Annotated in this window: 12 protein-coding genes and 1 other annotated feature; all 12 genes read left to right on the top strand. The window is 29.9% G+C overall.

What is annotated here, in order from left to right; translation table 11 throughout:
• Positions 1 to 202 precede the first annotated feature (202 nt).
• Positions 203 to 2,590, top strand: a complete 2,388-nt coding sequence (spoIIE, locus tag KM800_RS10410) for a stage II sporulation protein E (RefSeq protein ID WP_217813010.1) — start codon at positions 203 to 205, stop codon at positions 2,588 to 2,590.
• Between the two features lie 97 nt (positions 2,591 to 2,687).
• Positions 2,688 to 4,070 (top strand): tRNA lysidine(34) synthetase TilS, encoded by a 1,383-nt coding sequence (tilS, locus tag KM800_RS10405; RefSeq protein ID WP_217813009.1) that lies wholly within the window; start codon positions 2,688 to 2,690, stop codon positions 4,068 to 4,070.
• Positions 4,071 to 4,072: 2 nt separating this feature from the next.
• Positions 4,073 to 4,618 carry a hypoxanthine phosphoribosyltransferase gene (gene hpt, locus KM800_RS10400; RefSeq protein WP_217813008.1) on the top strand — a complete coding sequence of 182 codons (546 nt, stop codon included), beginning with the start codon at positions 4,073 to 4,075 and terminating at the stop codon, positions 4,616 to 4,618.
• 78 nt (positions 4,619 to 4,696) lie between these two features.
• Positions 4,697 to 6,499 (top strand): ATP-dependent zinc metalloprotease FtsH, encoded by a 1,803-nt coding sequence (gene ftsH / locus KM800_RS10395; RefSeq protein WP_217813007.1) that lies wholly within the window; start codon positions 4,697 to 4,699, stop codon positions 6,497 to 6,499.
• Between the two features lie 148 nt (positions 6,500 to 6,647).
• Positions 6,648 to 7,034: a thioesterase family protein gene (locus KM800_RS10390; protein WP_217813006.1), complete on the top strand. Its 387-nt coding sequence runs from the start codon at positions 6,648 to 6,650 to the stop codon at positions 7,032 to 7,034.
• Between the two features lie 218 nt (positions 7,035 to 7,252).
• Complete coding sequence (locus KM800_RS10385; RefSeq protein ID WP_217813005.1) at positions 7,253 to 8,050, top strand: type III pantothenate kinase; 798 nt, start codon at positions 7,253 to 7,255, stop codon at positions 8,048 to 8,050.
• A complete protein-coding gene (gene dusB / locus KM800_RS10380; RefSeq protein ID WP_217813004.1) occupies positions 8,041 to 9,006 on the top strand; it encodes a tRNA dihydrouridine synthase DusB in 966 nt (321 codons plus the stop codon). Before KM800_RS10385 ends, dusB begins: the two co-directional genes overlap by 10 nt.
• Positions 9,007 to 9,068: 62 nt before the next feature.
• Positions 9,069 to 9,896, top strand: a complete 828-nt coding sequence (locus KM800_RS10375; protein WP_217813003.1) for a hypothetical protein — start codon at positions 9,069 to 9,071, stop codon at positions 9,894 to 9,896.
• 84 nt (positions 9,897 to 9,980) lie between these two features.
• Complete coding sequence (greA, locus tag KM800_RS10370; RefSeq protein ID WP_217813002.1) at positions 9,981 to 10,460, top strand: transcription elongation factor GreA; 480 nt, start codon at positions 9,981 to 9,983, stop codon at positions 10,458 to 10,460.
• Positions 10,461 to 10,476: 16 nt separating this feature from the next.
• Positions 10,477 to 11,979: a lysine--tRNA ligase gene (gene lysS / locus KM800_RS10365; RefSeq protein WP_217813001.1), complete on the top strand. Its 1,503-nt coding sequence runs from the start codon at positions 10,477 to 10,479 to the stop codon at positions 11,977 to 11,979.
• A gap of 102 nt (positions 11,980 to 12,081) precedes the next feature.
• Positions 12,082 to 12,246, top strand: a binding site (T-box leader).
• Between the two features lie 58 nt (positions 12,247 to 12,304).
• Positions 12,305 to 13,690, top strand: a complete 1,386-nt coding sequence (locus KM800_RS10360) for a glycine--tRNA ligase (protein ID WP_217813000.1) — start codon at positions 12,305 to 12,307, stop codon at positions 13,688 to 13,690.
• Between the two features lie 482 nt (positions 13,691 to 14,172).
• Entirely contained in the window at positions 14,173 to 15,549 is a 1,377-nt protein-coding gene (gene murD / locus KM800_RS10355; RefSeq protein ID WP_217812999.1) for a UDP-N-acetylmuramoyl-L-alanine--D-glutamate ligase, read from the top strand.
• Positions 15,550 to 15,651: the final 102 nt, after the last annotated feature.

The following is a 15,651-nucleotide window of genomic DNA, read 5'->3' as shown; positions in this document are numbered from 1 at the left end:
CTCTGTAAGTAAACTCTATAAACGACATATAAAAATAATTAAACTCACTTTTATAAAAATAATTGTCTAAAATAAAAATCAACAAAAAACGTAGTAATAAATGTCCTAAAAAAAATATGAACTTCTATCAGCTTGTGACATTTATTTCCAGCAAGTATTGTTATAATAAAAACAGTTATTTTTATGAGGTGGGTGATTTATAATGCAATATGGAGTAGAAGTATCTCCTTTTAAGAGAACGGAGAAGCTTAAAAGTACAGAAAAGAAAAATAGGTCTGAAAAATTATCAGATATAGTGAAACTTGCATCTTATTTCTTAGCAGCGTTTTTAGTTGGCAGAGTCATGATGATAAATTTAATGGCTCCTTTTGGAATAGCTTTTCTTACCGCTATTATAGTATCTGAGAAAAGGAAAATCATTGTTTTGTCAGCATTGGGAACATTATTTGGTTATATTTCCACGTATGGAAATATAAGATATTTGGCTATGTATTGTACAGTGAGCGCTACAATAGCTGTTATAGGATATATTGTCAGTGAAATAAGTAAAATGAAAAAATCTATTTTGATATTTTCTTCAATTTTTGCTGAAATACTATTTTATAAATTTCTGATCGTGAAGTTTTCATTTACAGTATCCCTTTTTAACTCCTTTTTTGAAGTTTTATGTATCTTTCCATTATATTTTATTATTAATTATTCAATAATATGCTTTAGAGAATTAAAAACCAGACATCTTTATAGTAATGAAGAAATAATAAGCATGGCCGTTACTGCATCTTTTATAATATCTGGAACATGGGGTATAGCTATATATGGGGTATCTTTTAGAAATATAGCAGCTTTAACTCTTATACTTATACTTGGATATGTAAAAGGAAGTGCTCAAGGAGCAGCATCTGGGGTAGCTATGGGAGCAATAATAGGAATAACTTCAAACCAAATGCTTGTTTATGTTGCCGTATATGGCTTGTGTGGTCTTATTTCAGGAATTTTTAGAGAAACAGGAAAATATATGAGTGCATCTTCGTATATTGTAGCCTTTATAATATTGAAGCTATATTCCAATATAGGGCCTCAATTTAAAATACCTGAGATATTAATAGGTTGTGCTATATTTATAGCGGTACCTAAAAAGGTATACCAGCAAATGGAAGTAGAATTGGATTGGCAAAAAAAGAGGGAATATCAAAGAGAAAATTATGCGGAAAAAATTAAAGGCATTTTAGTTGAAAAGCTTAATAATTTTGTAGATGTACTATCTAATATGTCCCTTACTCTGGGAAAGCTAGCCGATAATGATAAACTGGCTATGAAAAATAAAAGTAGTGCTCTAGTTGAAAATTTAGCAGATAGAGTTTGCTCTAATTGCTCTATGAAAACATTGTGTTGGAGAAGGGAAAGTTATAACACTTATAATATGTTTTCAGAGATTATACAGAATTATCAAGCAAATAAAAAGGTTATTCCTAAAAGTTTAGATAAAAAATGTATAAAGAGAACAATACTTATGGATAATACCCAAGATATTGTAAATAACTATATAATAAGTGAAATGTGGAGAAATAGATTAAGTGAGTGCAGGGAACTGCTTGCAGGGCAAATAGGAAATATGAGTACATCAGTATCAGAAATAGTTGATGAATTTAATATGAATATAAAATTTAATCCTGAAATAGAGAATGGAATACGAAGAATACTTACTAAGAATAAAATACATTATAAAGACATATTTTGCTTTAATGACAAAAACAATCATTTGATTGTAAAAATGTCTATGGAGGCATGTGGAGGCCAACAAAAATGTATAAAAGAAGTACTACCTCTTATAAATAATATTGCGGGAAAGCTTATGTGTGTAAGTGATGATGGATGCAATATAGATTCAGAAATGAAAAATTGCAGTATAGTTTTTGAGGAGACACCAAAGTATCATATTTCAGCCTATGTAAGTAGGACATGTAAAAATGGTGAAAAGCTGAGTGGAGATAGTTATACTTATGGAAAACTTCCTGATGGAAGCTATATGACTATTATAAGTGATGGAATGGGTTCAGGACCTCAAGCCAATAAAGAAAGTGATGCATCAGTAAAGCTTATAGAGAAATTTACCAAATCAGGGTTTAATAAACTCACAGCTATAAATACAGTAAATTCCATCATGAGTATTAAATTTACACAAGATGAAAAATTTTCGACACTGGATTTAAGTAGTATAGATTTATATAAGGGTGAAGTAGACTTCATAAAGGTTGGGGCAGTAGCAAGTTTTATAAAAAGAGGAGATTCTATAGATGTAATAAGATCAAAGACACTGCCAATAGGTGTACTTGATAAACCAGATATAGAAATAATAAATAAAAGAGTTGTAAATGGAGATTTTATAATAATGGTCAGCGATGGAATATTGGATTATAATAGTGAGGTTGCCGGTACTTCGGAATGGCTGGAAAATTTCATTAAAGATTTAAATTGTAATGATCCTAAGGAGATGAGTAAAAAGATCATTAAGAAGGCAAAAGAGCTTTCTGGTGGAAAGATAAAAGACGATATGACAGTAATAGTTGAAAAAGTGTATAGTCTTTATTAAGTAAGAGTATAGGGCATTTCACCACAAATGCTAACATAATTATGCTATAATATAAGATATTATTTCTAAAATAAACTATTTTCAGGAAGTGTTTGTCTTGATAAAAACTGTACTTAATACTATAAAAGAAAATAATATGTTGTGTAAAAAAGATAAAGTGGTAGTAGCTGTATCTGGAGGACCTGATTCACTCTGCCTTTTGGATATTTTGTATAAACTCAGTGAAGAACTTGATATAACCTTGTATGTGGCACATCTAAACCATTGTCTTAGAGGAAAAGAATCAGATGAGGATGAAGAGTTTGTTAGGAACTTTTGTCAAAATATAGGTATTGAGTTTAGAAGTAAAAGAGTTGACATAAATAAAATTTCACATCAACAAAATATTTCTTGTGAAACTGCAGGAAGAAAAGTAAGATATGAATTTTTTAATGAAGTCAAAGAGGAAGTTGAAGCACAAAAGATAGCTATAGCACATAATGCAAATGATCAGGCTGAGACCGTCCTAATGAGAATTATGAGAGGTACTGGATTAGAGGGCCTAACGGGCATAAAGGCTGTACGTGATCATGAATTTATAAGGCCCCTTATAAATACCACCAGGTGTGAAATTGAAAATTATTGTAACCAAGAGAATTTAAATCCACAAATAGATAAGACAAATTTTGAAACTATATATTCAAGAAATAAGATAAGATTGGAACTTATTCCCTATATAGAAAAAAACTTCAATAAAGATATTATAAATACTATAAATAGATTATCTGATACTATAAAAGTTGACAATAATTATTTAGATAGTATAGGTAAAGAAAAATTTAAAAAATATTGTGATACTTGCCCAGAAAAGGTTATAATATCTAAAGAGGCATTTTTAGAAAATGAATCAATAGTTTCCAGAATTTTAAGATTATCACTAAGAGAAGTATGTGGCAATCTATACGACTTTGAAAAGATACACATTTATGACATAATGCGTATTCAAAAGCATTCTACTGGAAAACAGATTATGCTTCCAAACCGGATAATAGTTTCAAATGATTATGGCAATATGATTATAAGCAAGAATATTAAAAAAGCTAAGATGTCAAATGACATATATGTACTTCATGATGGCATAAATAATATTTCTAATAATTGTACAATTTATATAGAATCTTATTGTAATGAAGGTATTAAAAATACAAATACAAATAAATTTATACAATACTTTGATTATGATAAGATAAAGGGAAATATAATATTGCGCAATAGGAAAGAAGGAGATAAATTTATACCAATAGGAATGAAAGGAAGTAAAAAACTTAAAAATATGTTTATAGATCTAAAAATATCAAAGGGAAAAAGAAATGATATTCCACTTATATGTTTTGGAGAAAATATAGCATGGGTAGTTGGATACAGAATTGGAGAACTTTTTAAAATAGATAAACATACTAAAAAAATTCTAGCTATAGAGTTTGAAGGAGAGGAAATATAGTTATGTATGATATGAGTGATGATATCAAGGAAATTCTTATCAGTAATGATGAGATTAACAAGAAAGTTAAGGAATTAGGGAAGAAGATTAGTGAAGATTATAGAGGAAAAGAGCTAATGCTTGTTGGTATTTTAAAAGGATCGGTTCCATTTATGGCAGATTTATTGAGGCAGATAACTATTCCATGCACTATGGATTTTATGGCAGTTTCCAGTTATGGAAATTCTACTAAAAGTTCTGGTATTGTACGAATATTAAAGGATTTAGACTTTGAGATACATAATAAGCATATACTTATTGTAGAAGATATAATAGATTCAGGTGTTACTCTTTCATATCTTGTAGATTATTTGAAAGGTAGAAAACCAAGCAGTATAGAAATAGCTTGCCTTCTAAATAAAGAAGAAAGAAGAAAAGTTAATGTTAATTCAAAATACATAGGTTTTCAGGTTCCAGACTACTTTCTAGTAGGTTTTGGTTTGGACTATGCAGAAAAATATAGAAATCTTCCTTATGTGGGAGTATTAAAAGATGATGTTTATAAATAATAGTTAAATCCGTTGTAAACAAATTTAGCATATGATACAATTTTACAGAGTAAAACCATAAAGAGAGGGGGGCCTTTAATGAAGAAAATTTCAAGTGCAACGGCCTGGATGGTAATTTTTGTATTAGTAATTCTAGTAGCACTATTGCTTGTAAGAACTAATCAGAGTTCAACTGCTATTAGCTTTAATCAATTCCAAAAAAGTTGGTTAAGCAACAACATAAAGAGTTTCCAACTTGGAGAAGACAAAATGACATTACGAGGAAGTTTAAAAAATGGTACCCAATATGAAACAGTAGTTCCATCTGAGAGATTATTTCAGTTTATAGGACAGCATCCTAAAGATGGTCAGGTACAGGAGATGTATGCAAAACCAGCTACAATTCCTATGTGGGTTCAGTATTTACCTACAATTTTATTAGTACTTGTGTTAGTTGCGGTGTGGTTTATGTTTATGCAGCAATCTCAAGGCGGTGGAGGAAATCGTGGTGTTATGAATTTTGGTAAAAGCAGAGCTAAAATGGCAACACCTGATAAGCAAAAAGTTACCTTTGATGATGTAGCGGGAGCAGAAGAAGAAAAACAAGAACTTGCAGAGATAGTCGATTTTTTAAAGCAGCCTAAAAGATATATTGAAATGGGTGCAAGGATACCTAAAGGAGTTCTTCTTGTAGGACCTCCAGGTACAGGTAAGACATTGCTGGCAAAGGCTATATCTGGTGAAGCTGGTGTACCTTTTTTTAGTATTTCAGGATCTGACTTTGTGGAGATGTTTGTTGGTGTTGGTGCTTCGAGAGTTAGGGATTTATTTGAACAGGCAAAGAAAAATTCTCCTTGTATAGTATTTATTGATGAAATAGATGCTGTTGGAAGACAGAGGGGAGCAGGCCTTGGCGGAGGTCATGATGAAAGAGAACAAACTTTGAATCAACTTTTAGTTGAAATGGATGGTTTTGGTGAAAATGAAGGTATAATTATGATAGCTGCTACAAATAGACCAGATATATTGGATCCAGCACTTCTCAGACCAGGAAGATTCGATAGGCAAATATTGGTAGGAGCACCAGACGTAAAGGGAAGAGAAGAGATACTTAAAGTTCATTCCAAGAATAAACATCTTTCAGATGAAGTGAAATTAGCGGTTCTCGCCAAAAGAACACCTGGATTTACAGGAGCAGATTTGGAAAATCTTATGAATGAGGCAGCACTGCTTGCAGTTAGAAAGAACAAAACTGTAATTGAAATGGAAGAGTTAGAAGAAGCAGTAACTAGAGTTGTTGCAGGACCAGAGAAAAAGAGTCGAGTAATAGATGAGGAAGATAGAAAGCTTACAGCTTATCATGAAGCTGGTCATGCGGTAGTTATGCAGCTTTTACCTACATCAGATCCAGTACATGAGATAAGTATAATACCACGAGGAATGGCTGGAGGATATACTATGCACCTGCCTGAAAAAGATACCTCTTATATGTCAAAAACTAAATTAGAAGAAGAAATAATAGGTCTTCTTGGAGGAAGAGTAGCTGAGAAGATTATAATAGGTGATATAAGTACTGGAGCCAAAAATGATATTGAAAGAGCTACAACTATTGCTAGAAAAATGGTTATGGATTATGGTATGAGTGGTCTTGGACCTATAGCATTTGGTTCAGGGCATGACGAAGTATTTTTAGGAAGAGATTTAGGCAAAGGACGAAATTTCAGTGAAGAAGTAGCTTTTGAAATAGACAAAGAAATAAGAAAATTAATTGATGATGGATATAAAAAAGCTGAGAAATTATTAACAGACAATATAAATAAACTTCATGCTGTAGCTAAGAGATTGCTTGAAAAAGAAAAAGTAGAAGCTGATGAATTTTTAGAAATATTTAATCAAGCTTAAAAATACACTCTATAGATTAATCTATAGAGTGTATTTTTAAATTTATATAGTACTTGAAATATAAAATAATTTCTAGTACTATAAAAGTATGTTAAAAAATAAATAATCTTTAAGTTTTTAAAATAATTATGGGAAATGAGATGATTAAATGGAATTTAATTTAAAAGAGGGAACTGTATTTACTAAGAAGGTAAAGGTTACTGAAAATGATACTGCTCTAAAAATGGGATCTGGAGATTTAGAAGTTTATGCAACACCATCCATGATAGCTCTTATGGAAAATACAGCTAAAAGTTCTGTTGCAAAGGAAATACCTGAAGATTGCACAACAGTAGGAATTGAAATGAATGTACAACATGTTAAGTCATCGCCTGTAGGTGCAAACATAGAGTGCAAAGCTGTACTTACTAAAATTGATAGAAAAAAATTATTTTTTGAAGTAGAAGCTAGTGATGATAAAGGAGTAATAGGAAAGGGATCTCATATAAGATTCATAGTAAATAGTCATGACTTTATGGAAAAAACTAAAAAATAGTTAAATAAAAATTGATTTGTATTATACATGATAATATTTTAGTAAAGTTTAGATTTTTATAGTATATAAAGCTCTTGACAAATCATATTTTATTGATAAAATAAAGGTATTAATTGACAATGTAATGTAAATTAGGGCAGCCTTATATAGCTGCTCTTTAATTATGTAATATTAATTTAAGAGTGTTTTGATTAGTTTTCTAAGGGCGGTGTTACATAGTGATTTTAGTTGTAGATGTTGGAAATACTAATATTGTAATTGGAATTTATGATGATAATGACCTTGTCTCCGTATGGAGATTATCTACTGATTCTAAGAGAACAGCAGATGAATATGGTATACAGGTAATTCAGCTTTTTGCAAAAAATGATTTAGAAATTGGGGATATAAAAGGGGCTATAATATCTTCTGTAGTTCCCAATATAATGTATTCACTTGAGCATATGATAGTAAAATATTTTAAAGTTAAACCAGTTGTAGTTGGTCCTGGAGTAAAGACAGGTATAAATGTAAAATATGATAATCCAAGAGAAGTAGGAGCTGACAGAATAGTAAATGCAGTAGCAGCTCATGAAATTTATAATAAAGCAGCAATTATAATAGATTTTGGTACAGCCACTACTTTTTGTGCACTTACTGCTAATGGAGATTATTTGGGTGGAACTATTTGCCCGGGAGTACAAATATCTTCAGATGCATTATTTGAAAGAGCTGCTAAGCTTCCACGTGTAGAATTAGTAAAACCACGGAGTGTAATATGTAAGAATACTGTTACAAGTATGCAGGCAGGAATAATATATGGATATGTTGGGCAGATTGAGTATATAATAAGAAAAATGAAGCAGGAAATGATTGCTATGGGAGAAGAGCAACCTTTTGTAGTAGCTACAGGGGGACTCGCAAAGCTTATAAATGAAGAATCTGGTTCTATAGATATGATAGATCCAATATTAACTCTTACAGGACTTAGGATTATCTACTATAAAAACAAGGAGTATATACTTAAATGCAAATAGGAAATCTCAGGTTAAAAAATAATGTGTTTCTCGCACCTATGGCAGGTGTTACAGATATTGCTTTTAGAGAATTGTGCATAGAACAGGGATGTGGATTAGTTTATACAGAGATGATAAGTTCAAAGGCTCTTTTTTATGGAAATAGTAAAACTGAGCATATGTTTGATATATCAGAAAAAGAAAAACCATGTGCTGTGCAAATTTTTGGAAGTGAGCCTAATATAATGGCAAAGACCTGCGAAATTTTTAATTCTAGAGATGATATATGCTTAGTAGATATAAATATGGGTTGTCCGGCTCCTAAAATAGTAAAAAATGGTGACGGCTCTGCTCTTATGAAGAATCCACATATAGCAGAAAAAATAGTAAAGGCAGTAAAGAAAGAGTCCTTAAAGCCTGTTACAGTAAAAATGAGAATAGGATTTGACTCTGAACATATAAATGTGTTGGATTTTGCTAAAAGAATTGAACAAGCAGGAGCAGATGCAATAACAGTTCATGGAAGAACTAGCAAACAGATGTATACAGGAATGGCAGATTGGGACATTATAAGTAAAGTTAAAAACATGGTACATATACCAGTTATAGGAAATGGAGATGTAAAAACAGCTGATGAAGCTCAATATAGACTTGATGTGTCTAAATGTGATGGTATTATGATTGGTAGAGGAGCTATGGGAAATCCATGGATATTTAAACAGATAAAACAAAAAAGATTAGGCAAAACAGTTGATTATCCAACTGATATAGAAAAAATAAATTTATGTATTGATCATTATAGAAGATCTATAAATTATAAAGGTCAAAGAAGAGCTTTGTTAGAGATGCGCAAACATATGAGCTGGTATTTAAAAGGACTTAAGGCAAGTAAGGAAATAAAAGATAAAATAAATTGTGAAGACAGCATTGAAAAAGTTATAGAAATTTTAGAAACATATAAAAATTTTTTATATTAGAAGTAATCTTAATTTAACTTTCGTAATAGTATATTATGTAAGCAATTTATAGGAAGAGTACAATGCAACCAGTTGTATATGCAAATTCTCACTCAAATAAAGTATATAAAGATAATGGCTTTTTTGTAAGAATGAAAGACCGATTTAAAATAAGAATTAAAGAGAAGTATTTTATAAAGGACCTTAATGTTAAAATTACTGATATAGAATTACCACCTAATATAAACAAAGAGGCCTATTATAATAATTTATTAAGAGCTAAAAAATTGTGTAGAAATAATGATATAAAATTGGCACCGAAAATATATAGAGATTTAGACTATAGTATATATAATAATTTTCAAAAGGATCTTATGGCTTTTAGTATTTATAAAAGTACTCAGATGATACTTAAAAATATACAAAAAAACGTAAAAAATAGTTGTATAGTAGTTTATGATGCATCAGATTCTATATTATTTAGAACAATATGTTTTTTTGCAAAAGAAGCAAAATTTATAGTTCTACTTTCAGAAAATATTAGAAAAGCTAACCAGATTAGAGAATATATTATAGCAAACTATGGTGTAACACCTGTAGTAACTTTGGATAAACAGTTTTCTTTTGATAATGCTGATTTTATAATAACATCCAGAAATTTAGTTATTAATAGAGATATATGCATATGGCATGTTTGTAATAACTTTGTTGAAGGCATAAAAAACAATTTAAATATTAATGATGTAACTTATAAGGCGCCCTGGAATTTTAAAGATGGAAATATGTATTTTGAAGTTCTAGGTTCCATATTAAATCAGATGGATGAAAAGGATATAGATAAATCATTAGAATACAATGGGGTATTTTTAAATAATATAAAATTTAATGACAATGTAATAAATTTTAATTGACATTAAAATAATGCTATTTTATAATTACTTAAAATATTATTTATAAAAATTATTGGGATATTATTTATAAAAGGGGAGATTAAGATGAGCGAATTAAAAGAACAATTAATAACTTACGAAGGATTAAAAAAACTTGAGGATGAACTTGAAAATTTAAGGACAGTTAAAAGAAGAGAGATAACTGAAAAAATTAAATCCGCCCTTTCTTTCGGAGATTTAAGTGAAAATTCTGAATATGATGATGCGAAAAATGAACAGGCATTTGTTGAAGGAAGAATAGTACAACTTGAAAATATGTTGAAAAATGTTACTATAGTAGATGAAAGTGAAATTCCGTCAGATATAGTAAGTGTAGGTTCAATTGTTAAAATTAAAGATTATGATTTTGATGAAGAGGTAGAATATCATATTGTAGGTTCTGCAGAAGCGGATCCTATTAATAATAAAATATCTAATGAATCACCAGTTGGAAAGAGTTTATTAAATAAAAAAATTGATGATATAATTGAAGTACGAATTCCAGATGGAGTAAGTAGATATAAAATACTCAGTATAAGAAAATAATTGGAGGATAAACTTAATGACAAAGCAAGAAAACTTTAATAAGTTAGAGAAAAAGTTTAATGCCCTTATAGAAGAAAGAAGACAAAAGTTTTTTCAACTACAAAATGAAGGTAAAGATCCATTTGAGGTATATAAGGTTGATAGAACACATACTTCAGAACAGATAAGGGATAATTATGAGTCTCTTGAAGGAAAAACTGTTACTGTGGCAGGAAGACTTATGTCCAAAAGGGTACATGGAAAAGCTGGGTTCTCTGATATATATGACAGATATGGCAAAATTCAAATGTATATTAAAATAGATGATGTTGGAGAAGAAAAACTAAAAGAATATAAAACTTATGATATAGGTGATATATTAACTGTTACAGGTAGAGTTTTTAAAACAAAAACTGGTGAAATAACAATTCACATTGAATGTTTTAAACTTGTATGTAAATCTTTAAAACCGTTACCTGAAAAGTGGCATGGATTAAAAGATCCAGATTTAAAATATAGACAGAGATATGTAGATTTAATAATAAATCAGGATGTAAGAGATACATTTTTAAAGAGAACAGCTATTGTTAAAACTATGAGAGAATATCTAGATAAAAGGGATTTCCTAGAAGTCGAGACACCTATATTATCTACAATAGCTGGAGGAGCAGCAGCAAAACCATTTATAACTCATCACAATACTCTTGATATGGATATGTATCTTAGAATTGCTACTGAATTATATTTAAAAAGACTTATTGTAGGTGGTTTTGAAAAAGTTTATGAAATAGGCAAAAACTTTAGAAATGAAGGTATGGATGTAAGACATAATCCAGAATATACCTGTATAGAACTATACGAAGCATTTGCAGATTACAACGACATGATGGAATTGACAGAAAATATGATAGCTTATATATGCGAAAAAGTTCTTGGCACTACAAAAGTAGTTTATGAAGATACTGAAATAGATTTCAAGCCACCATGGAATAGAATTACTATGGTTGATGCTGTAAATAAATTTACTGGTGTTGATTTTAATGAAATAAAAGATGATAGTGAAGCACAAGCAATAGCTAAAGAAAAAAATATTGAACTGAAAAAAGAATTAAAAGATTGTACAAAAGGTGATATATTAGATGCTATGTTTGAGGAATTTTGTGAGGAAAAATTTATTCAGCCAACTTTTGTATTAGACTATCCTGTAGAAATATCACCTCTTACTAAGAAGAAAAGAGGAAATGACAAGTTTACTGAAAGATTTGAGGGATTTATATATGGCAGAGAAATATGTAATGCCTATTCAGAATTAAATGATCCTATAGTCCAGAAAGAAAGATTTGTTCAGCAGTTAAAGGAAAGAGAACTTGGTGATGATGAAGCATATATGATGGATGAAGATTTTATCAATGCTCTTGAAATTGGAATGCCACCAACTGGAGGATTGGGAATAGGAGTAGATAGGCTTATAATGTTCTTGACAAATGCATCTTCAATAAGAGATGTTATATTATTTCCTACTATGAAACCATTAAAATAATATTATTTTTATAGTATTTAAGTTGCTCTATGGTAAGTAACTTAGAACAAATTTTGAGCTTGGTTATTTTCATGGAGCTATTTATTTTATAACAATTCAATATAATAGGTTATGACAAAGTATAGTAGTAATATTTATTTCAACAGAGAGGCTGTGAATGGTGTAAGCGGCTGAGATTTTATTACGAATGGAGCTTTTGAACTATTATTATTTAAAGATGAGCATCTGCTAAAAAGGGTGGAACCGCGGATATAATCCGTCCCTTTAAACGTGCTCTTTTTTTATGTAAAAAATAAATTCAATTATATAAGGAGAATAGTTTAATATGGATAAGAATATGGATAAGATAGTTGCTTTAGCTAAGAATAGAGGATTTGTATATCCAGGCTCAGATATATATGGAGGGCTTGCAAACACTTGGGACTATGGACCAATTGGGGTAGAATTAAAAAATAATGTAAAAAAATGTTGGTGGCAAAAATTTATTCATGATAATAAGCATAATGTTGGAATAGACTGTGCAATACTTATGAATAATGAAGTTTGGGCAGCTTCAGGACATATAGGAAATTTTTCTGATCCACTTATGGATTGTAAAGATTGTAAATCAAGATTTAGAGCAGATAAGTTAGTTGAAGAACATATGACATCTCAAGGTATTCAAAAGGCTAGTGCAGATGGTTGGAGCAATGAAAAACTAAAAAAATATATAGATGATAATAACATAGCTTGTCCTAGCTGCGGAAAAAGTAATTTTACCGACATAAGACAATTTAATCTTATGTTTAAGACTTATCAAGGAGTAACTGAAGATTCGAAATCTGAAATATACTTAAGACCAGAGACAGCTCAAGGAATATTTGTAAACTTTAAGAATGTTCAGAGAACTAGTAGAAAAAAAATACCTTTTGGGATAGGACAGATAGGAAAATCTTTTAGAAATGAAATAACTCCAGGCAATTTTACGTTTAGAACTAGAGAGTTTGAACAAATGGAACTAGAATTTTTTTGTAAGCCAGGTACAGATTTAGAATGGCATAGCTATTGGAAAGACTATTGTTGGAACTTTTTAATTTCATTAGGATTAAAAAAGGAAAATATAAGATTTAGAGATCATGACAAAGAAGAACTTTCTCATTACAGTAATGCAACTTCAGATATTGAATATTTATTTCCTTTTGGTTGGGGAGAACTTTGGGGCATTGCAGATAGAACTGATTATGATTTAAAACAGCATCAAGGTCATTCAGGTAAAGATATGAGTTATCTTGATCCTACAACTCATGAAAAATATATTCCTTATTGTATAGAGCCATCTGTAGGAGCAGATAGAGCTGTACTTGCTTTTTTAGTTGATGCTTATGATGAAGAAAAGCTTGATGGAGGAGATACAAGGTTAGTTATGCACTTACATCCGGCTATAGCTCCATTTAAAGCAGCAGTGCTTCCACTGAGTAAGAAATTATCAGAAAAGTCTTCTCAGGTATATGATGTTTTAAGAAAAGAATTTAACATAGATTATGATGAAGCGGGTAGTATTGGAAAAAGATACAGAAGAGAAGATGAAATAGGCACACCATATTGTATAACGGTTGATTTTGATACACTTGAAGATAATACTGTTACTATAAGAGATAGAGATACTATGGAACAATTTAGAATAAGTATAGATAAGCTTAATGACTTCCTTAAAGAAAAAGTTGAATTTTAAATACAATATAAATAAAGCATATGGTTATTGGTAAAATAGCTATATGCTATTTTAGTTGATATAAATACTGTTTTTGTAAATTGATATAATAATATCATTTATATGATTATAAAAAAACTAGAAAAAAATACATAATATAGTTTTACTGTAATAATTATGGATAAAAAATTTACCGGATGCTATCATCCGGTAAATTAGGGTTTAATCATGGGGATATGTTATATGTTTAATTAAAACTTGGGGAATTATATTAATGTTTCCTTACGGCACAAATCTAGTATAGCATACAATAATAATAAGTTTCAATATACAAGTGTAAAGTTGTTAAATTAAATATTTTCTCACAATTTCGACTTTATTCGCTGACAAATACAATAAAACTTCAAATAATGCACACAAAAAAATATAACAATATGGAATTATAAGTGATATAATTAACTGATAAAGATCATAATAGATAGTTTATTTTGGAGGGTTTTTAGATGGAGAATAACTTTAATGATTTTAAAGTCTTTATAAAAGGTAAAAAAACAGCCATAGTAGGTATAGGAATTAGTAATAGACCGTTAATAGATTTTTTATTAAAATTAGGTGCTAGAGTAAGTGCATTTGATAAAAAGAGTGAAAGTCAATTAGGGAAAACATCAAAAGAATTAAGGAGTAAAGGAGTAGAGCTTATACTTGGAGAAAATTATTTAGACAATTTAAATAATTTTGATGTTATATTTAAGACTCCATCTATGAGAATAGATAGTCCAGCCCTTTTAAAAGCAAAATCTCAAGGGTCATATATAACTTCTGAGGTTGAGGAGTTTGTAAAATACTGCCCTTCAAAAATATATGGAGTTACAGGAAGTGATGGTAAGACTACGACTACAACGCTTATATATAGTATCCTTGTTGAGGAAGGATATAAGTGTTGGGTTGGAGGAAATATAGGAGTGCCTTTATTTTCAAAGATAGAGGAAATAAATAAAGATGACAGAGTTGTACTTGAGCTGTCTAGTTTCCAACTCATGACTATGAATGTTTCACCTGATGTAGCAGTGGTAACTAATATAAGTCCCAATCATCTTGATATACACAAGAATATGGAAGAGTATGTTGATGCTAAAAAGAATATATTTAGATATCAAAAAAATGATAATTTATTGGTATTAAATAAAGACAATAGTTACACTGATTCCATGGTAGATGAAGCTCTGGGAAAAGTAAAACAGTTTAGCATAAAGAAAGAATTAAATTATGGTGGATATCTAAAAAATGATAACTTATATATAGATGAAGATAAGATATGCAAAATAAAAGATATTAAATTGAAAGGTATGCATAATGTTGCTAACTTATTAGCTGGTTTTTGTGCTGTACAAGGAGATGCAAGTACTAATAGTATGAGGAAAGTCGCTAGCACTTTTCAAGGTGTGGAGCATAGATGTGAGTTTGTTAGAGAATTAAATGGAGTTAAATATTATAATGATTCAATAGCCTCAAGTCCAACTAGAACCTTAGCTGGCCTTAAGGCTTTTGAAAAGCCCGTCATACTTATAGCAGGTGGATATGATAAAAAAATTCCTTTTGGCGTATTAGCGGAAGAAGGATATTCTAAAATAAAGACTCTTATTTTAATGGGTAATACAAAGGATAAAATAAAGGCGGCATTTGAAAAATTGAAAATTACCAAGAATATTGATGTGCCAATAGTTTCAGTTAACTCACTTGAAGAAGCAGTTTCAAAGGCTAAAGAGATTGCTGTCAAAGGTGATATTGTAACTCTTTCACCTGCTTGTGCAAGCTTTGATATGTTTCCTAATTTTGAAGTGAGGGGTAATAAGTTTAAGGATATAATAAATTCTCTATAAAATTTGAATGATTATTAAAGATAGAGTTTTCAATTATAAATCCTATCTTTAATAATTAACATATACTAATGGTTCATGACTTCAATTCGTAATTTGAATATA

Origin of the sequence: Clostridium tyrobutyricum (genome assembly GCF_019144085.1) — a bacterium.
Classification (GTDB): Bacteria; Bacillota; Clostridia; order Clostridiales; family Clostridiaceae; genus Clostridium_B; species Clostridium_B tyrobutyricum_A.
This window is presented reverse-complemented; position numbering and strand designations above follow the sequence as displayed.